The sequence below is a fragment of the Sporosarcina koreensis genome (assembly GCF_000826145.2).
Taxonomy (GTDB): domain Bacteria; phylum Bacillota; class Bacilli; order Bacillales_A; family Planococcaceae; genus Sporosarcina; species Sporosarcina trichiuri.
Genome location: NZ_LN651337.1, coordinates 60,433 through 82,289 on the forward strand (window position 1 = coordinate 60,433; position 21,857 = coordinate 82,289).

General features: G+C 54.1%; 25 protein-coding genes, 1 pseudogene and 1 riboswitch. Of the genes and pseudogenes, 21 read left to right on the forward strand and 5 right to left on the reverse strand.

Annotated elements, in window-relative coordinates:
* Nucleotides 1-36: 36 nt before the first annotated feature.
* Nucleotides 37-1,152, forward strand: coding sequence for a mandelate racemase/muconate lactonizing enzyme family protein (locus BN1190_RS06025; RefSeq protein WP_040286097.1), 1,116 nt, complete (start codon nt 37-39; stop codon nt 1,150-1,152).
* Nucleotides 1,149-1,835: a hypothetical protein gene (locus BN1190_RS06030; RefSeq protein WP_052461723.1), complete on the forward strand. Its 687-nt coding sequence runs from the start codon at nt 1,149-1,151 to the stop codon at nt 1,833-1,835. Before BN1190_RS06025 ends, BN1190_RS06030 begins: the two co-directional genes overlap by 4 nt.
* A gap of 80 nt (nt 1,836-1,915) precedes the next feature.
* Here the strand turns inward: BN1190_RS06030 and BN1190_RS15015 are convergent, their stop codons facing one another.
* Both BN1190_RS15015 and thpR read right to left on the reverse strand, forming a co-directional pair.
* The gene (locus BN1190_RS15015) at nt 1,916-2,071 is read right to left on the reverse strand and encodes a hypothetical protein (protein WP_179860759.1); all 156 of its coding nucleotides are present in this window, start codon (nt 2,069-2,071) and stop codon (nt 1,916-1,918) included.
* 32 nt (nt 2,072-2,103) lie between these two features.
* A complete protein-coding gene (gene thpR, locus BN1190_RS06035; RefSeq protein ID WP_052461724.1) occupies nt 2,104-2,685 on the reverse strand; it encodes an RNA 2',3'-cyclic phosphodiesterase in 582 nt (193 codons plus the stop codon).
* Nucleotides 2,686-2,833: 148 nt separating this feature from the next.
* Between thpR and BN1190_RS06040 the strand changes: the two genes are divergently transcribed.
* Nucleotides 2,834-3,343: a DUF3231 family protein gene (locus tag BN1190_RS06040; RefSeq protein WP_040286098.1), complete on the forward strand. Its 510-nt coding sequence runs from the start codon at nt 2,834-2,836 to the stop codon at nt 3,341-3,343.
* 140 nt (nt 3,344-3,483) lie between these two features.
* Nucleotides 3,484-3,810: a thioredoxin family protein gene (locus BN1190_RS06045; protein ID WP_040286099.1), complete on the forward strand. Its 327-nt coding sequence runs from the start codon at nt 3,484-3,486 to the stop codon at nt 3,808-3,810.
* Nucleotides 3,811-3,852: 42 nt separating this feature from the next.
* On the opposite strand, the gene BN1190_RS06050 is transcribed toward BN1190_RS06045, so the two are convergent.
* The gene (locus BN1190_RS06050) at nt 3,853-4,122 is read right to left on the reverse strand and encodes an AbrB/MazE/SpoVT family DNA-binding domain-containing protein (protein WP_040286100.1); all 270 of its coding nucleotides are present in this window, start codon (nt 4,120-4,122) and stop codon (nt 3,853-3,855) included.
* A gap of 208 nt (nt 4,123-4,330) precedes the next feature.
* Between BN1190_RS06050 and BN1190_RS06055 the strand changes: the two genes are divergently transcribed.
* The 6 genes from BN1190_RS06055 (at nt 4,331) to BN1190_RS06080 (ending at nt 8,734) form a co-directional block, all read left to right on the forward strand.
* Nucleotides 4,331-5,191: a YitT family protein gene (locus BN1190_RS06055; protein ID WP_040286101.1), complete on the forward strand. Its 861-nt coding sequence runs from the start codon at nt 4,331-4,333 to the stop codon at nt 5,189-5,191.
* Nucleotides 5,192-5,264: 73 nt separating this feature from the next.
* A riboswitch (SAM riboswitch) is annotated at nt 5,265-5,370 on the forward strand.
* 78 nt (nt 5,371-5,448) lie between these two features.
* A complete protein-coding gene (metA, locus tag BN1190_RS06060) occupies nt 5,449-6,357 on the forward strand; it encodes a homoserine O-acetyltransferase MetA (RefSeq protein ID WP_040286102.1) in 909 nt (302 codons plus the stop codon).
* 80 nt (nt 6,358-6,437) lie between these two features.
* A complete protein-coding gene (locus BN1190_RS06065; RefSeq protein ID WP_040286103.1) occupies nt 6,438-7,025 on the forward strand; it encodes a TetR family transcriptional regulator in 588 nt (195 codons plus the stop codon).
* Nucleotides 7,026-7,112: 87 nt separating this feature from the next.
* Nucleotides 7,113-7,463: a DMT family transporter gene (locus BN1190_RS06070; protein ID WP_144036125.1), complete on the forward strand. Its 351-nt coding sequence runs from the start codon at nt 7,113-7,115 to the stop codon at nt 7,461-7,463.
* A 1-nt stretch (nt 7,464) separates the two neighbouring features.
* On the forward strand, nt 7,465-7,779 hold the full coding sequence (locus tag BN1190_RS06075; protein ID WP_040286105.1) for a DMT family transporter: 315 nt from the start codon (nt 7,465-7,467) through the stop codon (nt 7,777-7,779).
* A gap of 58 nt (nt 7,780-7,837) precedes the next feature.
* On the forward strand, nt 7,838-8,734 hold the full coding sequence (locus tag BN1190_RS06080; RefSeq protein WP_244898683.1) for an RluA family pseudouridine synthase: 897 nt from the start codon (nt 7,838-7,840) through the stop codon (nt 8,732-8,734).
* A gap of 33 nt (nt 8,735-8,767) precedes the next feature.
* Here the strand turns inward: BN1190_RS06080 and BN1190_RS06085 are convergent, their stop codons facing one another.
* A complete protein-coding gene (locus BN1190_RS06085) occupies nt 8,768-9,400 on the reverse strand; it encodes a spore coat protein (protein ID WP_040286107.1) in 633 nt (210 codons plus the stop codon).
* A gap of 158 nt (nt 9,401-9,558) precedes the next feature.
* Between BN1190_RS06085 and BN1190_RS06090 the strand changes: the two genes are divergently transcribed.
* The 3 genes from BN1190_RS06090 to BN1190_RS06100 all read left to right on the forward strand — a co-directional run bounded on the left by BN1190_RS06090 (nt 9,559) and on the right by BN1190_RS06100 (nt 13,705).
* Entirely contained in the window at nt 9,559-10,842 is a 1,284-nt protein-coding gene (locus BN1190_RS06090; protein ID WP_040286108.1) for a LysM peptidoglycan-binding domain-containing protein, read from the forward strand.
* A gap of 131 nt (nt 10,843-10,973) precedes the next feature.
* Nucleotides 10,974-12,356: an NADP-specific glutamate dehydrogenase gene (gene gdhA, locus BN1190_RS06095; protein WP_040286109.1), complete on the forward strand. Its 1,383-nt coding sequence runs from the start codon at nt 10,974-10,976 to the stop codon at nt 12,354-12,356.
* 137 nt (nt 12,357-12,493) lie between these two features.
* Nucleotides 12,494-13,705, forward strand: a complete 1,212-nt coding sequence (locus tag BN1190_RS06100) for an argininosuccinate synthase (protein WP_052461725.1) — start codon at nt 12,494-12,496, stop codon at nt 13,703-13,705.
* 622 nt (nt 13,706-14,327) lie between these two features.
* Here BN1190_RS06100 and BN1190_RS06105 read toward each other — a convergent pair.
* Nucleotides 14,328-15,128 carry a histidinol-phosphatase HisJ family protein gene (locus tag BN1190_RS06105; protein WP_040286111.1) on the reverse strand — a complete coding sequence of 267 codons (801 nt, stop codon included), beginning with the start codon at nt 15,126-15,128 and terminating at the stop codon, nt 14,328-14,330.
* A 98-nt stretch (nt 15,129-15,226) separates the two neighbouring features.
* On the opposite strand from BN1190_RS06105, the gene BN1190_RS06110 reads away from it, so the two are divergent.
* The 8 genes and pseudogenes from BN1190_RS06110 to hisC all read left to right on the forward strand — a co-directional run bounded on the left by BN1190_RS06110 (nt 15,227) and on the right by hisC (nt 21,857).
* On the forward strand, nt 15,227-16,168 hold the full coding sequence (locus tag BN1190_RS06110) for an ATP phosphoribosyltransferase regulatory subunit (protein WP_040286112.1): 942 nt from the start codon (nt 15,227-15,229) through the stop codon (nt 16,166-16,168).
* 33 nt (nt 16,169-16,201) lie between these two features.
* Nucleotides 16,202-16,864 carry an ATP phosphoribosyltransferase gene (hisG, locus tag BN1190_RS06115; protein ID WP_040286113.1) on the forward strand — a complete coding sequence of 221 codons (663 nt, stop codon included), beginning with the start codon at nt 16,202-16,204 and terminating at the stop codon, nt 16,862-16,864.
* Nucleotides 16,833-18,110: a histidinol dehydrogenase gene (gene hisD / locus BN1190_RS06120; protein WP_040286114.1), complete on the forward strand. Its 1,278-nt coding sequence runs from the start codon at nt 16,833-16,835 to the stop codon at nt 18,108-18,110. The genes hisG and hisD overlap by 32 nt, the downstream gene beginning before the upstream one ends.
* Nucleotides 18,107-18,688 (forward strand): imidazoleglycerol-phosphate dehydratase HisB, encoded by a 582-nt coding sequence (gene hisB / locus BN1190_RS06125; RefSeq protein ID WP_040286115.1) that lies wholly within the window; start codon nt 18,107-18,109, stop codon nt 18,686-18,688. Before hisD ends, hisB begins: the two co-directional genes overlap by 4 nt.
* 23 nt (nt 18,689-18,711) lie before the next feature.
* On the forward strand, nt 18,712-19,425 hold the full coding sequence (hisA, locus tag BN1190_RS06130) for a 1-(5-phosphoribosyl)-5-[(5-phosphoribosylamino)methylideneamino]imidazole-4-carboxamide isomerase (RefSeq protein WP_040286116.1): 714 nt from the start codon (nt 18,712-18,714) through the stop codon (nt 19,423-19,425).
* Nucleotides 19,422-20,114 (forward strand): annotated as a pseudogene (hisF, locus tag BN1190_RS15145) (imidazole glycerol phosphate synthase subunit HisF); the annotation flags it as partial. The gene hisA and the pseudogene hisF, both read left to right, overlap by 4 nt.
* Before the next feature lie 6 nt (nt 20,115-20,120).
* Complete coding sequence (gene hisIE / locus BN1190_RS15150; RefSeq protein ID WP_276327493.1) at nt 20,121-20,777, forward strand: bifunctional phosphoribosyl-AMP cyclohydrolase/phosphoribosyl-ATP diphosphatase HisIE; 657 nt, start codon at nt 20,121-20,123, stop codon at nt 20,775-20,777.
* Between the two features lie 6 nt (nt 20,778-20,783).
* Complete coding sequence (gene hisC / locus BN1190_RS06140; protein WP_040286117.1) at nt 20,784-21,857, forward strand: histidinol-phosphate transaminase; 1,074 nt, start codon at nt 20,784-20,786, stop codon at nt 21,855-21,857.

The window sequence follows — 21,857 nt, forward strand, 5'->3', positions numbered from 1 at the left end:
ATATAAGCGCTTGCCAATGGAAAGGGAGAAAACTTTATGAAAATTCAAGAAGTGGAAATTTCAGCAATCCGTCTGCCGCTGCATGATCCGTTTGTCATCAGCTATGCGACGTACGAAGATATGCCGTCCATCATCGTCAAACTGACGACGGATACAGGAATAACAGGCTATGGGGAGGCTGTGGCGGATGACCACGTGACGGGTGAAAGCTGGGAAGGCACCTATGCAGTACTGAAGCACACACTGGCTCCTGCCGTCCTCGGACTGTACCCTGGAGAGTTCGAGCGTCTGCATGACGTCATGGACAAAGCGATATACGGGGTGCCGACCGCCAAGGCAGCGATCGACATCGCCTGCATGGATGCTGTTGGCAAGGCGCTTGGGGTCCCTGCTTACCAGCTGCTCGGCGGGCGGTATCATGATCGTTTCCCGATCACCCATGTGCTCAGTATCGGTGAACCGGATGCTATGGCGGCAGAGGCTGCCGGGCGGATCGAAGCGGGCTACCGGTCATTCAAGATGAAAGTCGGGACCGAAGCACGGGAGGATGTCAGGAGAATCCAAGCCGTCCGGAAACGGGTCGGTGACGACATCGCCATCCGTGTCGACGTGAACCAGGGCTGGCAGAACAGCGCGGTGACCCTGCAGGCCTTGAAACAGCTGGAGGACTGTCATCTGGACTGGCTTGAACAGCCAGTGAAAGCGGACGATATCGATGGCCTAGCGGAGGTGAAGCAGAAGAGCGCAACCCCACTTATGGCAGATGAAAGCCTCCGCGGCATGAAAGAGATGCGGGACATCATCGCGAAGCGTGCGGCTGACAAAGTCAATATCAAACTCATGAAATGCGGCGGTATGTATCCGGCCATGAAACTGGCCCATATGGCGGACATGGCTGGCATCGACTGCCAGATCGGCTCGATGGTCGAGTCATCGATCGGCTCGGCAGCGGGTTTCCACGTCGCGTTCTCGCAGAAGGCGATTACGAGCGTGGAGCTGACAGGTCCTTTGAAGTTCAGCAAGGATGTTGGTGATCTGCACTACGACGTGCCGTTCATCTGCCTGAGCAGCAAGCCGGGACTCGGTGTCGATGTCGATGAGGCTGTCTTGGCGGAGCTGACCGTCTTCAAGGACAAAGTGACTGCCTTATGAAGACAGTCAAACTGAAGGACGGCACCCGGCTTCCTGTTGAACTGCTGACGATCAATGACCTGCCTGACATCAAGCGGCTGCAGGAAGAAGTCATTGGCGGCCTGGCGGAAAAAGCATTTCTCCAGCCGCTGACGGATGAGGAATTCATCTGCATCCTGGAAGGGAACGGAATAATTGCAGGCGTCCGAGCCGGGGCCCGCCTGATAGCGTTCCGGGCATTGCTCGATCCGGGGGAAGACCCGGAGCACCTCGGAAGGGACGCCGGTATTCCATCAGATGAATGGCAGTCCGTCCTGTACTCGGAAATAACGAATGTGTCACCGGACTATCAGGGAAATGGAATCCAGCTCCAGCTCGGCCGGATAGTTCTCGATACAGTGGATACGGATCGGTTCAATTATCTATGTACGACCGTCTCTCCTTTCAACATCGCGAGCCTTAAGGACAAGCTGGCACTCGGCATGCACATCGCATCGCTGACCGTGAAATACGGAAACTTGACCCGTTATGTCATGCTGAAATACTTGGCTGGCGAACTCGAATTGGCTGATGACGACCCGGTCGATCTGCCGATGGAGGATACGCAGGCACAGCAGGAGATCCTGGGGGCAGGCTGGATCGGCACTGCCATCCATGAAGAGGGCGGTACATGGATGGTCCGATACCACAAGGAACGGAAATGATGCAGCAAAATCGGCTTAGCAGGCAGTAAAACGAAACGGACTTCCAGGGACCGGCCGGGTTCCTGGAAGTCCGTTTTTCATCACTTCTTCTTCCGATCATTCCTCGGAGCGGCGAGCTGTGCGATCTCCCGCGCCATTTCCTCCCGCATCCGGCTGGCTGAAAGTTTCTGTTTCTTAGGTGTCTGCGGCAGGGAAGCTGAATTCTTCCCGCTGGTTGTATGTTCGTCCCGTCCCATTCCGACCGCATCCTTTCTTCTTGGTGTCCCCGTTAGTATGGTCCGCCGGGGCGAATCGATACCGGCTGCATGCCCTGCAGCGGATAGACGGATACCGGTACATACTTCGGCGACTGTGATGGCTCGATCCGGAACAAAGTAATACTTGTTACATGATGGGCGAGAGGAGTGAACTGTTCCTTCTCCACAGGCAGCGGCCGCTTGTCGATCGTCTTTTTTGCAATCGTCACGTGCGGTACGTAAGGATGGCGCAGAGGTTTTGCAAGCATCCCGTCAAGCCGGGACCCGGCCGACTCATAAAGACTCGTCAGCTGCTGATTCTGCTCTGTGGAAAGGGTGACAACACGGGGGCCGGACGGATTGCCGAAGAACGACAGGCCGTCGATCCTGATTGTGAATGGCGGTGTCTCGGCAGCCGCTGTCCTCAGGGCGTTTTCTGCACTGTGTTTCTCATCGTCCGTAAGAGCACCGAAAAAAATGAGTGTAATGTGATAATCGTTCCGATGGGGAATCACTTTGTAATGGGACGGAAAATCGTAACGGCTGTTCAATTCACGGATGGTCCCAGCGATCAGGTCAAAAGGGATTGGGATTGCTGCGAAATAATGTGCCATTAGACGTCCTCCTTTGCAGTCAGTGTAGCAGACAGAACGCAAAGTATACATACGTGCGAACTGATTGGTACCTTTTTCCTTGGATTGTCTGTCGCGTTCTGCGGATACTACGTCTGAAAGTGACTACAAATGAAAAGAGGAGAGACCCATGGGCATTTTAAGCGGAAATCCGAAAGACGAACCGATGCATTACGGTGAAGTGATCGGCTGCTGGGCATATGTCGGTGCGAACAAAGGTCTGATCAGCTCTTATCAGGCATTTCTCAACCATGCAGGGGACGAGGACCTGAAAAAGCTCATCAAAGAAGCGATCGAGATGATGAAGGAGCAGGATTCCAAACTGGAAGACGTCCTGAAGGAGAACGGCATCATGCCGCCGCCGACCCTTCCCGAACGTCCGGTCTGCAACCCGGATGACATCCCTGCAGGCGCCAGATTCGTGGATCCGGAAATCAGCGCTGCCATCTCCATCAACGTCGGCCAGGCATTGGTCTCATGCAGCCAGGTGATGGGGCAGTGTCTGCGGGAGGATATCGCAGCCATGTTTGCAAAGTTCCTGCAGGACAAAATCATGTACGGTGCGAAACTGCTCAAGATGAACAAGGAAAAAGGCTGGGTCATCCCGCCGCCACTGCTGAAGACGGAACATACGGAATAATGCAGGGACATGCAAAAAGACAGACAATCCGGACTGCCGGACTTGCTGTCTTTTTGTGTTATGCCGTACATACTGAAGCCGGTCAGCTGACCAGGACATGAGCCGATGCTATACTGGAACTCGAAAAGGAGGAGACTGTCATGGAGAAATTAGTATCTGTTGAGCAATTTGAAGAACGTAAGCAAGGAGAGCGGACCGTGTTCCTGTTTTCCGCAGACTGGTGTCCGGACTGCCGTGTAATCGACCCATTGCTGCCGGGGATCGAAGCGGATTATCCCGAATATGAATTTGTGTATGTGGATCGTGATCAGTTCATCGATCTATGTGCTGAGCTCGATATCTTCGGAATTCCGAGTTTCGTCGTCTACAGCGAAGGCAGGGAAGCAGGCAGGTTCGTCAGCAAAGACCGCAAGACAAAAGAGGAGATTACTGCGTTCCTGGACAACCCGGGGCGAAAATCCGTATGACGGCTGCTGCCCGGAAGAGTCAACTTCCGGGCGGCAGCTTTTTTAGAATTTGTCATTTAGCTCGCCGAGCAGGAGCTGTGCGCCTTTTGGACTGACGTACATGCCGTTGGAAAGCCGGAAGTTGTCATCAGCGATCTCACCTGTGACCGCGCATGCTTCCCGGATCCTGTAGCTCCGCAGAATCAGCTGGTCGTCCTCTGTGAAGAATTCAAGCGGCTGTCCGATCGGGATATGCAGACTGGTCCTCAGTTCTTTCGGAAGCACGATTCTTCCAAGGTGATCCACTTTTCTAAGTATGCCTAAATTCTTCATTCCATGGCCCCCTTCAATTGCACTACAATTCTTCTATAATCATACATATTGAAAAACCGGAATGCAAAAAATTAGGGAAGTTTTTGTCGAATGGAATAGAAGCTGAACTGTTCCGAATTGGATGACTTCATCTTTGACGGCAAGTTGTTCGTCACGTCACCTGCTAAATTTGATAGAATAGTACAGTTAGCAGGAATGGAGGAATACCATGACATTTACGGAATTCAAGAAATCATCGCTGTTCGACTACATTCAAATCATTGCCGGTTCTGCGTTTGTCGGGCTGGCCTTCACCATATTCCTGCTCCCTGCGAGGATCGCGGCCGGCGGTGTTTCGGGGATCAGCACGATCGTGTATGAAATGTACGGGTTCAATCCGGCGTACGTCCAGTGGCTCATCAACCTGCCGCTGCTCATTCTCGGTCTTGTGCTGGTCGGCAAGGATTTCAGCTGGCGGACAATCGTCGGCACGATCGCCGTCCCGTTCTTCATCTTCCTGACGACGGGGATCGAGACGCCGATCCACAATCCGCTGCTCAGTTCGATCTATGGCGGTATCATGCTCGGTATCGGACTCGGGATTGTCTACCGCGGCAACGGGTCGACAGGCGGAACTGCCCTGATCGCCCAGATCCTGAAACGGTATACGAACTTCTCAAGCGGATTTGCGCAGCTCATCGTCGATGGTGTCGTTGTCATCATCTCGGCATTCGTATTCGATCTGGAGCTTGCACTGTACGCACTCATGGCGATCTACGTGACGAGCAAAGTGATCGATTTCGTCCAGCTGCAGACGTCACCGACCAAACTGATCCTGATCATCACCGAGCAGGAGGAGACCGTACAGAAGCTGATCCGTGACGAACTGAACCGGGGTCTGACGAAAGTGAAGTCGCTCGGCGGCTATTCGAATGCTGAGAAGACGATCATCCTCTGTGTCGTCGAGCAGTCGGAAGCGATCTATTTCAAGAAAATTGTCCAAGAGGAGGAACCGTCTTCTTTCGTCATCTTCCTGAATGCCTCCGAAATATTGGGCAGAGGTTTCTCACGCGCCCAATTCGACGATTGAACAGCACTTCCGGGTGCAGAAGAAAACACTATACAAACAATTTAGAAATGGTATACTGGTCAGTAAATGAATATGCTTATCAAGAGAAGCTGAGGGAACTGGCCCTATGACGCTTCAGCAACCCCTGGATGATCCAGGAAGGTGCTACTTCCACAAGACTTTGTCTTGAGAGATAAGATGGACGTTACAGAACTCCCGCTATCTCTCAAGAGACTGGCGGGAGTTCTTTTGACTGGCTGGAATTGGAGTGGAACCATATGCCGATTACAATCCCCGAAGCACTGCCTGCAGGTGAGTTGCTGAAAGAAGAAAAGATCTTTGTCATGGAAGAGGGTCGCGCAACAACCCAGGATATCCGGCCGCTCCGGATACTCATCGTCAACCTGATGCCCCAGAAGGAGAAGACCGAGCTGCAGCTGCTGCGGCTTCTCGGAAATACACCTCTCCAGGTCAGCATCACATTTCTGAGGACGGAGTCATATATCTCGAAAAACGTGAGTGAAACGCATCTGGCCTCATTCTACAAGACGTTCCGCGAGGTGGAGAAGGAACGGTTCGACGGCATGATCGTGACAGGCGCGCCCGTCGAGCAGATGGAATTCGAAGAAGTGGACTACTGGTCTGAGATCCAGCAGATCCTTGACTGGGCAGAGACTCATATAACATCTTCCATGCATATTTGCTGGGGTGCGCAGGCTGCACTGTACCATTATTACGGAATCGAAAAACAGCCGCTCAGCGCAAAGTGCTTCGGCATCTTCAGCCATACGCTGACAGATCCGACAGTGAGCCTTGCGAGAGGGTTCAATGACCAATTCCCCGCTCCGCATTCACGGCATACAGGAATTTCGGAGCAGGCACTGGCTGCTCATCGCGATTTGTCCGTACTGGCTGGATCTGAGGAAGCCGGTCCGTTCATCATCCTGTCGAACGACGGGAAGAATATCATGATCACAGGGCATCTGGAATATGATGCCTGCACGCTGAAGGAAGAGTATGACCGGGACATCGCCAAAGGGCTGGATATCGACATGCCGCTCCATTATTTCCCCAATGATGACCCGGACCAGACGCCGCTGAATACGTGGCGTTCCCATACCCATCTGCTGTTCTCCAACTGGCTGAATTATTATGTCTATCAGCAGACGCCATATGACTGGTGCTGATGGATGGGCTGCATGGTTTGAACGATGCAGCCGCCTGTGCTATAATGAATGACAGTCAGTCAGTTCGAGGAGGGGTGCAAGTGAACAAACAGGAGACCATTCTCCAGTCGGCCATCCGGATGTTCACGGAAAAGGGCGTCGACAAGACGACCATTTCCGATATCGTCAAAGATGCCGGAGTCGCACAGGGAACGTTCTATCTGTACTATCCATCCAAATTGTCTTTGATGCCGGCAATCGCTGAAGTGATGGTGAAGGCTACATTGGATGAAGTCATCACAGCTGTCGATCCAGCAGCTTCTCCCCGTACCCAGCTCGCCCAATTCGTGGATGCGATCTTCCGGGTCAGCCGTGATCATCATGAAATCCAGGCGATGATCTATGCGGGTCTCGCTTCATCCGAGCATCTGCGGGAATGGGAAAGCGTCTATGCGCCTGTCTACGAATGGGTCAGCCGTCTCATCGAAACGGGCCGGGAGCATGGGGATTTCCGGACCGACAGCAGCCCCGACCAGCTTGCGAAGCTGATCATCGCATTGACGGAATCAGCAGCCGAACAGATCTATCTGTATGACGTGGAGACGGATCAGGAAAACCGTGCTGCAATCCAGAAAGAGGAAACGGTCAGGTTCCTGGCATACGCTCTCGGGCTGCCGGCGGACGATTGAAACAAGCGGCGCTCCATTCATCAGCGGAGCGCCGGACATTTATATTGAAGTGAATGACAGTCAGTCATTATGGATGAGGAGCAGAAAATTATGCAAAAAGCTTGGTTATATGTAGCAGCAACAAGTTTCTTTGAACTTGTCTGGATCTTCGGTTTCAACACAGCATCGGAATGGTGGCACTGGATTCCGATCGTCGCTTTCATTTTTGTGGATTTCCATTTCCTTACGAAAGCATGCGCCGCCCTGCCGACCGGGACTGTCTATGCGATCTTCGCGGCCGTCGGCACAATCGGTACGGCTCTCATGGATGTCCTGTTTTTCGGCCAGACTCTGAGCGGCGGCAAGCTGTTCTTCATCGCTGTCCTCGTTGCCGGAGTGATCGGCCTGAAGCTGGCGGACGGGCGGGACGAGAAAACACAGACAGAAGGGGGGAACTGATATGGGCTGGTTATATGTATTTCTGGCGGCCGGTTTTGAATTCGCCGGCGTTGCAGGACTGAACAAATACAGTAAACGGAAAACATTGCTGTCCGGGGCCGTCTACCTTGGCGGCTTCGGGCTGTCGTTCCTGTTCCTGTATACCTCATTCAAATACTTGCAGGTGAGTACTGCGTATGCCGTATGGATCGGTATCGGTACGGCAGGGGCTGTCCTGCTGAATATGATTTTCTTCGGGGAGTCGAAGAGCCTGTCACGGATCGCGAGTCTGACTCTGATCATCATCGGTGTCGTCGGTCTGAAAGCCTTATCGTAAACGGTGTTTGATATTTTGGCAGGAATTCCGCATAATGGAGCCATAAGGAGACATGATCATGCGAAACCAACCAACGAAACACACACCGAAAGCCTACACATACACCGTTCGGAAAGAGGAGGCACTGCTGCCGTTCCTGCTCGCAACCATCAAGAAAAGCCGGAATGCTGTCAAAGGGACACTGTCGCGCGGCCAGGTGGCTGTCAATGGGGAAGTCACGACGCGGCATGATCATATGCTGCAGGCCGGCGATGCCGTTGAGATCCTGACGAACGAAGCCGCGAAGCAGGACAGCGAAATGACAGGTATTTCGATCATGTACGAAGACGATGCGATCATCGTCATCGACAAGGAAGCAGGTATCCTGTCGATGGCGGCAAAGGATAAGAAGGAACTGACCGCATTCAGCGAGCTTTCGGCATATGTCCGGAAGAAGGACCGGAACAGCCGTGTATTCATCGTCCATCGGCTCGATCGGGAAACGTCAGGTGTGATGCTGTTCGCAAAGTCGGAAACCGTGAAAAAACAGCTGCAGGATAATTGGGACGAATCCGTCAAAGAGCGGGGCTATGTTGCGCTTGTTGAAGGGAAAGTCTGCAGGGAGTCCGGGGAGATCATCTCCTGGCTGAAGGAGACACGGACATTCAAAGTGTACTCCAATCCGACCGATAATGGAGGACAGAAGGCGATCACCCGATTCATCCGCCTGCAGAGCAGCGCGCAGTACAGTCTGCTTGAATTGAGGCTGGCGACAGGACGGAAAAATCAGATCCGTGTCCATATGGAAGAGATCGGACATCCGGTCGCGGGTGACAAGAAATACGGCGCATCGACGAATCCGCTGAAGCGGCTCGGTCTGCATGCGGCGAAGCTGTCGATCATCCATCCGGTCACGAAAGAACTCCATACGTTCATCTCCGATCCGCCTTCTTCATTTTACAAACGATCAAAATAACCGCAGACGCCTTGACGGCATCTGCGGTTTTTCTTATTGCATCGGCGGCATGCCCGGCTGGCCCTGGGCCGGTGCATACGCATTTAACAGTTCGGTCATATCCTGCCTGTCGAGCTGCGGCACTTGGTAGTAATGGTGTTTGTTCTGGTAAATCGATAACTCGTACGCCATCTCGATACAGTTCGGAACGGAGTCGGCAATGACGCGGCGCAAGACCGGGTTGCACACTTCACAAGCAGCCATCGCTTTTGAAGAAGCACCGGCTTTCGCGGAGCTGAGCAGGAAACCGGAAATAATCTCATCCGAGATTTCGTTAGCGCTGGTCATCGGCTTTTTCGGCTGCCCGGGATTCATGCCATAGATGAAGTCATTGCCCGTCTGCATTTTGTACGACTGTGTCGGGTGGGACGGATCTTTGCCGGTCTTGAAGCTTTCGACCGTAATGTTGTACTCATCCAGCATGAAGCGGTACTGCCTGTCCAGAATATCGAGCAGTTCCGGGTCTTTGACGTGTGGACGCAGCAGGATCGACTGGTTCAGAGCTCCGATTGCTGCAGACAGGATTTCATGGACGTCGAACATTTCGTGTCCACCATGGTTCATGTTTTGCGGTACAGCGCCTGTCTGCATGTTCTGATGTGTCGGGCCATTCGGGTTTGTTGTCAAATCAGTTCCTCCTTAGAAATGTGTGATCGCCGAGCAATTGTAGTATGCGCGCGGTGTCCTGTTCTATCCGGTCCATTCCAGCACATAGGGGCATAGCAGGCGGCATATCATCATACACTGATGGAACAATCCGTAAAAAGGGAAAGGTGTGGACAGACGTGCAGATTCACGCAGTCAGCCAGGGGGAAAGCCTCTATTCAATCGGGAAACGATATGGTGTGAGCTGGGAAGAAATAGCGGAAGTGAATGAGATCGGCAATCCGGAAGCACTTGCCATCGGGCAGGCGCTCGTCATTCCGTCTGATGGAAATATGTATACGGTGCAGCCCGGGGATTCTCTCTATTCGATCGCACAGCGGAACGGCATGACGATCACGCAATTGGCGAACCGGAATAACATCTCCATCTCTGCGCCGCTTTCAGTCGGACAGCGTCTCTACATCCCGTCGGCTCCGAAGCGGAATGCCGAAACGCTGCTGTACGTGGAGCCGCGGACACCCGTCAGTGAAGCGATGATCGCCGAGACGGCCCGCCGCGTCGGCGATCTGACGTATTTGGCGATGTTCAGTTACCAAGTGAAGAGGGACGGGACTCTGGACGCGCCGTCCACCGCAAACCTGACGCAGCTGGCAGCTGATGCGGGCGCACTCAATGCAATGGTCATCAGCAACTTGGAAAATTTCGCATTCAGCGCTGAACTGGCACGGGATATCTTCCTCAGTACAGGGGTCCAGGATCTGCTCTTCACAGAAATACTGGAAATCGCCGGGCGGGTCGGTTACCGTGATATCCATTTCGATTTTGAATTACTGTTCCCGGAAGACCGGGCATTATACAATGCATTCCTCAGAAGGGCGCGCGACCGGTTCCATGCAGCCGGCCTTACCTTGTCAACAGCACTCGCTCCCAAGACAAGTGACGTGCGAACAGGCATATACGGTGCGCACGATTACAAAGCGCACGGGGAGATCGTTGACTTCGTCTCCCTGATGACCTATGAATGGGGATACACGTACAGTGAACCGCAGGCAGTGAGTCCGCTGCCGCAAGTCGAGCAAGTTGTAAAATATGCCGTACAGGAAATCCCGCGCAGCAAGATTTTCCTCGGGCAGAACCTGTATGGCTACGACTGGCAGGAACCGTATCCGCCGCAGGGCGGGCAGCCGGCAAAAGCGGTGAGTCCGAAACAGGCCACAGAGCTGGCGGTTGCGCAGCGTGCCCGTATCGAATACGATTCGACGGCACAGGCGCCCCACTTCAGTTATTACGACGCTTCGGGCGCACGCCATGAAGTATGGTTTGAAGATGCGCGCAGCATCCAGGCGAAATTCGATCTGCTGAAGAAATACCGTCTCCGCGGGATGATGTACTGGAAGCTCGGTCTTGCGTTCCCGCAGAACTGGGCGCTGCTGGAAAGCAATTTCAATATCGTGAAGAAATAACAGTATACATTCCCCTTGCCTGAACGACCGCGGTCGACGGTTTTTTGAAGAAAAATTTCAAAATAGTATAATAATGCAGTATACTAGTCATACACAGAAGGAAAAGCAGCGGATCCAAGAGGGGGATGTGTATGACAAAGTTGAATGTAAGCCATGTTGATGTCCAGCAGCGATCGAACGATTATGTCCACCAAGTTTACGACAGCGTGAAGCGGCGCAATCCGAACGAAACGGAGTTCCTCCAGGCGGCCCGTGAGATTTTCGACTCGCTCCGACCGGTGTTTGCCCAGCATCCGGAGTATATCGCCAGCGGAATACTGGAACGCCTGACAGAACCGGAGCGGATTGTCACGTTCCGTGTCGCCTGGGAGGATGATACCGGTAAAGTCCAGGTCAACCGGGGATTCCGGGTGCAATTCAGCAGTGAGCTCGGTCCGTACAAAGGCGGTCTGCGGTTCCATCCGTCCGTGAACAGCAGCATCATGAAATTCCTGGCATTCGAGCAGATTTTCAAGAATGCGCTCACAGGCCAGCCGATCGGTGCTGGGAAAGGCGGGGCTGATTTCGATCCCAAGGGTAAATCCGACCGGGAGATCATGCGCTTCTGTCAAAGTTTCATGACGGAACTCAGCCGTCATATCGGACCGGATATCGATGTGCCTGCTGGCGATATCGGTGTCGGCAAACGGGAGATCGGCTACTTGTTCGGGCAGTATAAACGACTGAAAGGCGGCTATGAAGCGGGTGTGCTGACCGGCAAGGACCCCGGTCACGGCGGCAGTCTCGGCCGGAAGGAGGCGACCGGATACGGCACGGTCTATTTTACGGAGGAGATGCTGAAAGAGTACGGCCTGTCTTTCAAAGGGAAGACAGTCATCGTATCGGGTTCTGGAAATGTCTCCATCTATGCGATGGAAAAAGCGCAGCAGCTCGGCGCGACCGTCATTGCATGCAGTGATTCATCAGGATATATCAAGGACCCGGCTGGTATCGATCTGGCATGTGTCAAACAGCTGAAGGAAGTGGAGAACAAACGGATACAGGAATACATCAAGACCCATCCGGATGCTGAGTATTTCGATGACTGCAGCGGTATCTGGTCCGTACCGTGCGACATTGCACTCCCATGCGCCACCCAGAACGAACTGACGGAAGAGGATGCCGTCATGCTGATCCGTCAGGGCGTGAAAGCGGTCGGCGAAGGGGCCAACATGCCGTGTACGACAGAAGCGATCACCCGGTTCCAGGATCATGGTGTGCTGTTCGCACCTGCAAAAGCTGCCAATGCCGGCGGAGTGGCGGTTTCTGCCATGGAGATGTCCCAGAACAGCATGCGGCTTCGCTGGACGGCCGAGGAAGTGGATGAACGGCTGCATGTCGTCATGCGCTCCATCTATGACAGCTGCACAGATGCCGCAAGCCGATTCGGGAAGCCGGGGAATCTCGTCATGGGTGCCAATATCGCCGGGTTTCTCCGAGTGGCGGACGCAATGGCGGCACACGGACTCAGCTGAACAGAACCACCGAACACATCTGAAAAGGTGTGTTTTCTTTTGTGGAAAATGAAGTTTTCGATTGCATTTCAGTGAATGCATGTTATTATAAATATACTTTATAATGTATAAAGATACAAAAGGCGAAAGGGGAATGCATGATGATAAAGCAAAAAGTGGTATTGGCATATTCAGGAGGACTTGATACATCGGTCGCTGTCCAGTGGCTGACGGAGCAGGGATATGCTGTTGTCGCGTGCTGTCTTGATGTCGGCGAAGGGAAAGATCTGGAATTCATCCAGCAGAAAGCACTCCAGGTCGGTGCAGTCGAAAGCTATGTCATCGATGCGAAAAAGGAATATGCGCAAGAATACGCGCTGCTCGCGCTTCAGGCGCGTACGCTGTATGAAGAGAAGTATCCGCTCATCTCAGCGCTGTCCCGTCCGCTGATCGCCAAAAAGCTGGTTGAAGTGGCGCACAAGGAGGGAGCTGTCGCAGTGGCGCATGGCTGCACCGGAAAAGGGAACGACCAAGTCCGCTTCGAAGTCGGCATCAAGGCGCTCGACCCAACCCTTGAAGTGATCGCCCCTGTCCGCGAATGGAGCTGGTCGCGTGAAGAGGAGATCGAGTATGCGAAGGAACACAATATCCCGATACCTATCGTGCTGGACAGTCCGTACTCCATCGATCAGAACCTCTGGGGCCGCAGCAACGAATGCGGCATCCTCGAGAACCCGTGGGCAGCACCTCCGGAGGATGCATACGGCCTGACGTCTTCCATAAAGGACGCACCGGATCAGCCGGATACGATCGAGATTTCATTCGACAAAGGGGTGCCGGTGAGCATCGACGGAACGGCGTACGAGCTGGATGAACTGATCCTCAAGCTGAACGATCTTGCAGGGAAACATGGGATCGGACGCATCGACCACGTCGAAAACCGACTCGTCGGCATCAAGTCCCGTGAAGTGTATGAATGCCCGGGTGCGATGACACTCATCAAAGCGCATAAGGAGCTGGAGGATATCACGCTGGTCAAGGAAACGGCCCATTTCAAACCGCTCGTTTCCCAGAAGCTGAGCGAGCTCATCTACAACGGCCTGTGGTTCTCCCCGCTCCGCACAGCACTGGAAGCGTTCATCAAAGAGACGCAGCAGACGGTCAATGGCACTGTGCGCGTCAAGCTCTTCAAAGGGCACGCCATCGTCGAAGGACGCAAATCCGACAACTCGCTGTACGACGAAAAACTTGCGACCTACACGAAAGAAGACGCCTTCAACCAGGAGGCGGCCGTCGGGTTCATCCAATTGTGGGGTCTGCCGACAGAAGTGCACGCCACCGTCAACAAACAGCTCATATCGGTGAAATGAATGCCAAACGCCCGGGACATTTCCGGGCGTTTTGTTGTGTTCGGAGGAACAACGGGGACTGCTTGTGAAAACCGGGGACAATGATCATAAATCCCGGAAAATGATCATAAAACATGAAAAGTGATCATAAACCCGGGAAAGTGATCATAAAAAGAGAAAAGTGATCATAAAATTGGAAAAGTGATCATAAATCTCGCAAAGTGATCAAAACCACTCCGCTGCGCTCATAACTTCACATTTTGATGGCTGCCAGACACCAAGCGCGCGGAAAAGCTGCAGCTCTCTCACGGCCCTGGACCGCGCAGAAAAAGGACAAGTCAAGGGCCGGCTTGCCGGCTCCGCTATGCTCCGCATTTTCTGTGGTGCGTGCAAGGCAATTGCGGCACACGAAAAGCAAAGTGATCATAAACCCAGGAAAATGATCATAAATCATGAAAAGTGATCATAAACCCGGGAAAGTGATCATAAAACGAGGAAAATGATCATAAACCCGAGAAAGTGATCATAAACCCGAGAAAGTGATCATAAGCCAAGAAAAGCGATCATAAACCCATCCAACGCGCTCATAACTTCACAATCTCCTATCAGCACCCCGGCCGGCAGGAAGAACCAAGCCATCCATTCACCCGAGCAGCCGGCTGATCGGGTGAAATTCTGGCTCGCCGGCCTCAAAGGATGCAATATACCGGAAGCCGGTATCCATAGCCAACTCCAGACTCTTCCTCACTTCATAACCGACATCCTCCGGGCGGTGTGCATCGGAACCGATCGTAAGCACCTCACCGCCGCATTGCTTATAAAGTTTCAGAATATCAGGGCTCGGCATTGCAGAAGGGAGTCCATACCGGGTGCCGGATGTATTGATTTCAATCCCTTTGCCTTTCGGGATGATCGTCTCAAAAATATCTTGGAGACTGCCGCGGTAATCGGCGTTCGGCACTTGATCCGCATACCGCTTGATCAGATCCGCGTGACCGAGCACACTGTAGGCTGAAAACCCCTTCACACACTTGTACAGATCCGAATAATACGCATCGAATGCATCCTCCGCAGTCAGCTCCCCGAAAATTGCCCGGGAGTGCAGATCGCTGCCCCGCACGGTGTGGACCGAGCAGATGATGAAGTCGAACTGCTCTTCCTGTATGAGCTGTTCATACTGCCCTAGCAAGTGCGGCTGCACGCCGATTTCCACTCCCCGTTTCACGTTGCAGATACCCTCAAAACGTTCGGCCAGCTGTTCAATCTCTTTCCGGTACACCGTCTTGTCAAAATCGAAGACGAACGCCGGATCAGGATAGTCATAATCGACGTGGTCAGTGAAACAGATCTCCGTGAGCCCCTTCGCAACCGCCGCTTCCGCCATCTGTCCTGGTTCCGCCCGGCAGTCCGCCGAATGATATGTGTGCATATGATAATCGAACATGAAAGTTCTCTCCCTTTTTTGTTGACTTTTCGAAACTGTCTATTTATAGTACTAGATAATTTCATCCTAGTAAAGTGATAAAGAGAAGGAGTGATGTTTTGACTGATTTGTTCGAAACAGCAGCAGCAGAGCAGGCGATCCGGAACGTCTTCCTGCGGACTGCTGTACCAAAAGGGTACCGGGAAGTGAAACTGCCGATGCTGGAATCCTATGAAACCTATGAAACCATTCAAACCACACAGGAGCGGAACCGGCTGCTGAAACTGATCGGCAGGGACGGTGCCATCCGCGTGCTGCGGCCCGACATGACGATTGCCCTCATGAAAGAACTGGCGGCAGGTGCCTCAGCTGATGCGCGTGATCTGCGCTGCTGGTATATGCAGCCCGTGTTCAGGCAGGAGGAGGATAAGGCTGGCCCCTCCGAAAGAAGGCAGGCGGGCATTGAGCTGTTCGGGGAGGAGACGGTCGGGCGGGATGCGGAAGCCATCTTGCTGGCCTGCAAGGTGATGATGGAAGCAGGAGTGACGGATTTCAAGCTGGAGATTGGCCATGCCGGCATACTGGATGAAGCCGCTCAGCGGATGAAGCTGGACGAAAACAAAACAAGGCAGGCTGCGGCACTGCTCCAGCAGAAGAACAGCGGGGAGATGGCAGGGTTCATCGCCGAAAACGGAGTGGATGAGGCAACCGGCTCTTTTCTGAAATATCTTATCGGCACATACGGCAGCGCGGCAAATGTGTCCACACGACTCGGACAATCTTCCATGAACAGCCGGACAGACAAGATCTTCACCCACTTGAAAGCCGTCATCGGACTGGTGGCAGATCAGGGATACGGACACTGTCTCACCATCGACCTGGGGATGGTCAATGACATGGACTACTACTCAGGCATCCAGTTCCAGGGATTCAGCAGCTCATATGGAAAGCCGGTTTTGATGGGCGGCCGGTATGATAACGTCAGCCGCAAATTCGGAGCGGACCTGCCTGCTGTCGGTTTTGCCTGCTTTGTGGATGCTCTGATTGCAGGGAAGTCATAACGGGCCAATTGATAAAGAAAGGGGTGTAAGAACATGGCACCGCTGAAAATTGCCGTCGCAAAAGGAAGGATAGCGGATACGGCAAGGGAATTGCTGTCGGAAGGGGGCGTCGGATTCCCGGACGCTCAATATGATGAACGGAAACTGATCATCACAAGCACCAGCGGGACACACCAGCTGCTGCTGGTTAAACCGGCAGATGTCCCCACATATGTCGAGCAGGGGGCTGCCGATCTGGGGATTGCAGGGAAAGATACCATTCTGGAAGAACGGAAAGATGTCTACGAAGTGCTCGATCTCGGAGTCGGCAGATGCAGGATGGTCGTCGCAGGGTTTCCCGACAGTACGCCGGACCCTGCCAGAGCCTTGAAGGTTGCGACCAAATACCCGAATATCGCAGATTCCTACTTTGCACAGGAAGGCATCCGCGCAGAGATCAGTAAACTGCATGGCTCCATTGAGCTCGCCCCCCTTGCAGGTCTTGCGGATGTCATCGTGGATATTGTGGAAACCGGCGCGACACTTCGGGAGAACGGCCTTGTGGTCCTTCGGGAAATCGCTCAGGTGAGTGCGCGTGTCATCGTCAACAAAGCGAGTTTCGCGACCCGCACAGACGACGTAAGGCAATGCCTACAACTGCTTGAGAAAGGAGTGGGGAAGCAGCATGAGGCTACTGACGGATTGGCAGCAGATTGAACAGCAGCTGCAACGGAGGACTGCCGGCGCACCGGTTGAAGAGACGGTGCGTACGATCATCTCCCGTGTCAGGGCAAATGGCGACGCGGAACTGCTGGCGCTTGCCAGACAATATGATGGTGCGGATCTCGAAAACCTGCAGGTCACCCTACAGGAGATCACAGAAGCCGTCCGGGATGTGCCCGACGGTCTGATGAAGTCCCTTACAGCAGCAAAAATGCGTATCCAGCGCTTTCACGATCAGCAGAAGGAAGAGAGCTGGGATTTCCGGCCGGAACCTGGCGTGCGTCTCGGCCAGCTCATCCGGCCAGTGGAAGCGGCAGGCATCTACATACCTGGCGGAAAAGCCGCGTACCCATCAACTGTGCTGATGAATGTGCTGCCCGCGAAGATTGCAGGCGTGGAACGGATTGTCATGGTCACGCCGCCGGATTCCGAAGGCCGCGTTCACCCTGCCGTGTTGGCGGCGGCCGATCTATGCGGAATCACGGAGATCTACAAAGTCGGGGGCGCGCAGGCAATCGCCGCCCTGGCATACGGCACGGAAACGATCGGCCCGGTTGAAAAGATCACTGGGCCGGGCAATGCATATGTCGCGTGTGCGAAGAAACTCGTCCAGGGTGACGTCGGAATCGATATGATCGCCGGTCCCAGCGAAGTATGCATCTGGGCGGATGAACAGGCCGACCCCGCGTTCATCGCCGCAGATCTCCTCGCACAGGCGGAGCATGACGAACAGGCGACGGCCTGCTGCATCGTGGAGACCGAAGCTTTCGGCCAGGCGGTCATCCGTGAGATCGGAAGGCAGCTGGAAGTGCTTGACCGGAAGGACATCGCAGGCAGAGCCATAGCGGAACACGGATGGATCGCCGTCCTTTCGGCAGAGGATGATGCCATCCGCCTGATCAACCGGCTGGCTCCTGAGCATCTGGAAATCATGACTGCCGAACCTGAAAAGCGGCTGGAGGATATCCGCAATGCGGGAGCGATATTCATCGGTCCTTATTCTCCGGAAGCGCTCGGTGATTATATGGCAGGGCCGAACCATACGCTGCCGACGAATGGGACCGCGAAATTCTCCTCGCCGCTTGGCGTGTACGACTTTACGAAACGGACAAGTATCATCCGGTATGAGGAGCAGGCACTCCGTTCCGTCGCGGATGAAATCATCACACTGGCACGGACTGAACAGCTTGGCGGTCACGCCGGTTCGATTGCCATCAGAACTAAGGAGGCAGGATTATGAGGCAGGCAGCGATAGACCGGAAGACCGCGGAGACGGACATCAGCCTTTCCCTGAAACTGGACGCTGAAGGAACCAGCGATATCCGTACAGGCATTGGATTTCTCGATCACATGCTGACACTTACCGCGATGCACGGCCGTCTCGATCTGGGTGCCGCCTGCACCGGTGACCTGGAAACGGATCAGCATCACAGTGCGGAAGACGTCGGTATCGTTCTCGGGCAGGCGTTCCGCCAGTGCCTCGGCACGAAGGAAGGGATCGAACGATATGCATCCGTCACAATTCCGATGGACGAGTCGCTTGCGACTGTGTCACTCGACATCAGCGGAAGGTCACTGCTCGTCTACAACGTGCCCGGTCTCAAGGATAAGATCGGCGACTTCGATACGGAACTTGCCGAGGAGTTTTTCCTTGCATTCACACGTCATGCAGATGTCACACTGCACATCAGCCTGCACTATGGAAAAAACAGCCACCATATGCTCGAAGCGGTGTTCAAAGCGTTCGGGAGGGCGCTGCGCACCGCATCGGCCCGGACGTCAACCGAAGGGGTGCCGTCCACGAAAGGTCTACTATAAACGGACTGAAAGGAGTTGGGGAGATGATACTGTTTCCGGCAATCGATATCCGGCAGGAAAAGTGTGTCAGGCTTGTGCAGGGAGATTTCGGGCGGCAGACCGTCTATCATGATTCGCCGCTTGAGATGGCATGGAACTGGGCCGGAAAGGGGGCGGAGTGGCTTCATGTCGTCGATCTGGATGGCGCGGAATCCGGCCGGTCCGTGAACCGGGAACTGGTTCTGTCCCTTGCGGAAAAGATCGGCATACCGATCCAGCTGGGCGGAGGCATCCGTTCTATCAAGACAATCGATGAGTATCTGGCTGCTGGCATCGAGCGTGTCATCCTTGGGACAGCAGCCATCGAGGATCCTCGTCTGCTGGAGCGTGCCGTTGAAAACTACGGAAACCGGATCGCCGTTTCGATCGATACGAAAAACGGAATACCGACGACCGCAGGCTGGACACGGACGGCTGCTGTGTCGCTTGAGGAATTACTGCAGCGTCTCATTGGGACCGGCATCCAGACGGTCATATACACGGATATCGGTAAAGACGGCATGCTTTCAGGACCCAACTTCAGCGACCTGAACCGGCTGCGGCAGAACAGCACGCTCAATACCATCGCATCCGGCGGTGTCACGACTGCGGAGGATGTCCGCCGGCTGAAGGAAGATGGGTTTCATGGGGCAATCGCCGGCAAAGCCATTTACGAGAACGAAGGCCGTTTTGAAGAAATGATGGGAGGACTTTCATGAAAAAGCGAACAATACTAGCATGTCTGGACATCGATAACCGCCGTGTGGTGAAAGGGAAGAAATTCGAAGATGTGAAAGAGCTTGCAGATCCCGTGGAACTCGCAAGGAAATATGAAGCTGAGGGCGCCGATGAACTCGTATTCTACGATATATCGGCATCCGTCGACAGACGCGGCATGTTTATGGACCTTATCAGGACGATCGCCGATGAACTCACAATCCCGTTCATCGTCGGCGGAGGGATCCAGACGCTGTCTGACGCAGAACTCGCTTTCGAAGCGGGGGCTGACCGGGTATCCGTCAACAGCGGAGCGCTCAGAGATCCGGAACTGTTGCGCCGGATATCCGAACGGTACGGTGCTGAGAAGCTGCTCCTCTCCATGGACGTGAGCCGGTCATCAGAAGGGCAGTGGAACGTGTACGCGAAGGCGGGCAGGGAAGACACCGGACAGGATGCCTTGGAATGGGCAGCAGAAGGGGAACGTCTCGGCGCAGGCGGGCTTGTCGTCAACTGCATCGATGAAGATGGGATGCAGAACGGTTACAATCTGGAGCTCACTGAGAAAATCGCGCAATCCGTTTCCATACCCGTCATTGCCAGCGGAGGGGCAGGCCGTCCCCAACACATTACAGAGCTGTTCGAGCGCACGTCCGCACAAGGTGCTCTTGCAGCCTCGATCCTGCACTATGGCCAAGTGACCCTTCAGGAGCTGCAGGAGGCAAAACGAAGCGCCGGATCTTCTGCCGTCAAGTGGGATGAAAACGGTCTGGTGCCTGCTATCCTACAGGATGCACAAACGAAAGATGTGCTGACACTTGCCTATATGAATGACGAGGCACTCGAGAAGACGATCAAAACGAAAGAGACATGGCTGTTCAGCAGGTCCCGGCAGGAATTATGGCACAAAGGCAAGACATCCGGCAACCGGCAGACTGTCAGGGAGATCCGGTACGACTGTGACAGGGATGCGGTCCTGCTGCTGGTCGATCCGATGGGGCCGGCATGTCATACCGGTTCGGCTTCATGCTTCAGCGGGGAAGCGCCCGGCGCCAAGTCGCAGGCAGAGACTGTCCTGCAGGATCTTGCTGACCGGATTGCGGCACGACAAGCGGCCCCGGCGGATGGTTCCTACACATCCTATCTGTTTCGGGAAGGGCTGGATAAGATACTGAAGAAAGTCGGGGAAGAAGCGACAGAGGTGGTCATCGGTGCGAAAAACGGCAATCTGAATGAAACAGCAAATGAAATCGCGGACCTGGCATACCACGTATTGGTTTTGATGGCGGAACTCGGCCTGCCAGCTAAAAACGTGACAGATATCTTGAAAGGACGAAAAACGGAAAAGGAGTGATCAGCCATGTCCGACCTATGGAGTGAAATGGCAAAACGCGCCAAACCGTATGAGGCAGGCGAACAATCCCTCCGTCCGGGAACCGTCAAGCTCAATACAAATGAAAATCCGTATCCGCCATGTCCTCCCTTCTTCAAAGCACTGGAATCATGCCTTGGCAGCAGCCTGCGCACATATCCGGATCCCAATTCATCAACCTTGCGTCAGGCTATCGCCCGGCTCCATGGTGTGAACGAGAACCAGGTTTTCGCCGGGAACGGATCCGACGAAGTGCTCGGGTTTGCATTCATGGCTTTCTTCCGTACGGACAGAACCATCCGCTTTCCGGAAGTGACCTACTCATTCTACCCGGCCTATGCACAGCTGTTCGGCATCCCATACGAAAAAACGGCTCTCCGGGAGGATTTCACGATCGATGAAGCCCGTTTTTTCGGATCGGAAGGCGGTGTCATCTTCCCGAATCCGAATGCGCCGACCGGCATAGTACTGCCACTGTCGGCAGTAAGAGATATTTGCATGAACAACGGAGACCGCCCCGTCATCGTCGATGAAGCGTATATCGACTTTGGAGGAGAGACTGCCATTTCCGCCATCGCTGAATTCAAAAATCTTCTCATTGTTCGAACCCTGTCGAAATCGCGATCGCTCGCCGGATTGAGGGTCGGCTATGCGGTCGGTCAGGAAGACATGATCGAAGCACTGAACCGCGTGAAAAACTCGTTCAATTCCTATCCTCTCGACCGGCTGGCACAGGCCGCCGCACAAGCCGCTATCGAAGATGAAAGCTATTTCAATGAGACCGTCTCCGTGATTAAACGGACAAGAGAAACTGCGCAAGAGACTTTCGTGTCCCTCGGATTCGATGTCCTGCCGTCGTCTGCAAACTTCCTGTTCGTCCGCCCGCCCGTCCTGCCGGCAGAACAGCTGTACCGGGAGCTGAAAGACCGCGGCATACTCGTACGCCACTTCAAACAGAAGAAGACCGAGGATTGGCTGAGGGTATCGATCGGCAAGGAAGAGGAAATGGCACAGCTATACCGCGAACTGGCGGACATATTGTCTGCAGCGATACAGACATGA

Bases quoted from the DNA above. Each gene is read 5' to 3' on its own strand.
- BN1190_RS06040 (WP_040286098.1), top strand. From the start codon at position 2,834: ATGGGCATTTTAAGCGGAAATCCGAAAGACGAACCGATGCATTACGGT.
- BN1190_RS06025 (WP_040286097.1), top strand. From the start codon at position 37: ATGAAAATTCAAGAAGTGGAAATTTCAGCAATCCGTCTGCCGCTGCAT.
- thpR (WP_052461724.1), bottom strand. From the start codon at position 2,685: ATGGCACATTATTTCGCAGCAATCCCAATCCCTTTTGACCTGATCGCT.
- hisB (WP_040286115.1), top strand. From the start codon at position 18,107: ATGAGGCAGGCAGCGATAGACCGGAAGACCGCGGAGACGGACATCAGC.
- BN1190_RS15015 (WP_179860759.1), bottom strand. From the start codon at position 2,071: ATGGGACGGGACGAACATACAACCAGCGGGAAGAATTCAGCTTCCCTG.
- hisA (WP_040286116.1), top strand. From the start codon at position 18,712: ATGATACTGTTTCCGGCAATCGATATCCGGCAGGAAAAGTGTGTCAGG.
- BN1190_RS06100 (WP_052461725.1), top strand. From the start codon at position 12,494: ATGATGATAAAGCAAAAAGTGGTATTGGCATATTCAGGAGGACTTGAT.
- gdhA (WP_040286109.1), top strand. From the start codon at position 10,974: ATGACAAAGTTGAATGTAAGCCATGTTGATGTCCAGCAGCGATCGAAC.
- hisC (WP_040286117.1), top strand. From the start codon at position 20,784: ATGTCCGACCTATGGAGTGAAATGGCAAAACGCGCCAAACCGTATGAG.
- BN1190_RS06075 (WP_040286105.1), top strand. From the start codon at position 7,465: ATGGGCTGGTTATATGTATTTCTGGCGGCCGGTTTTGAATTCGCCGGC.
- hisG (WP_040286113.1), top strand. From the start codon at position 16,202: ATGGCACCGCTGAAAATTGCCGTCGCAAAAGGAAGGATAGCGGATACG.
- hisD (WP_040286114.1), top strand. From the start codon at position 16,833: ATGAGGCTACTGACGGATTGGCAGCAGATTGAACAGCAGCTGCAACGG.
- BN1190_RS06050 (WP_040286100.1), bottom strand. From the start codon at position 4,122: ATGAAGAATTTAGGCATACTTAGAAAAGTGGATCACCTTGGAAGAATC.
- BN1190_RS06045 (WP_040286099.1), top strand. From the start codon at position 3,484: ATGGAGAAATTAGTATCTGTTGAGCAATTTGAAGAACGTAAGCAAGGA.
- BN1190_RS06055 (WP_040286101.1), top strand. From the start codon at position 4,331: ATGACATTTACGGAATTCAAGAAATCATCGCTGTTCGACTACATTCAA.
- BN1190_RS06105 (WP_040286111.1), bottom strand. From the start codon at position 15,128: ATGTTCGATTATCATATGCACACATATCATTCGGCGGACTGCCGGGCG.
- metA (WP_040286102.1), top strand. From the start codon at position 5,449: ATGCCGATTACAATCCCCGAAGCACTGCCTGCAGGTGAGTTGCTGAAA.
- BN1190_RS06030 (WP_052461723.1), top strand. From the start codon at position 1,149: ATGAAGACAGTCAAACTGAAGGACGGCACCCGGCTTCCTGTTGAACTG.
- BN1190_RS06080 (WP_244898683.1), top strand. From the start codon at position 7,838: ATGCGAAACCAACCAACGAAACACACACCGAAAGCCTACACATACACC.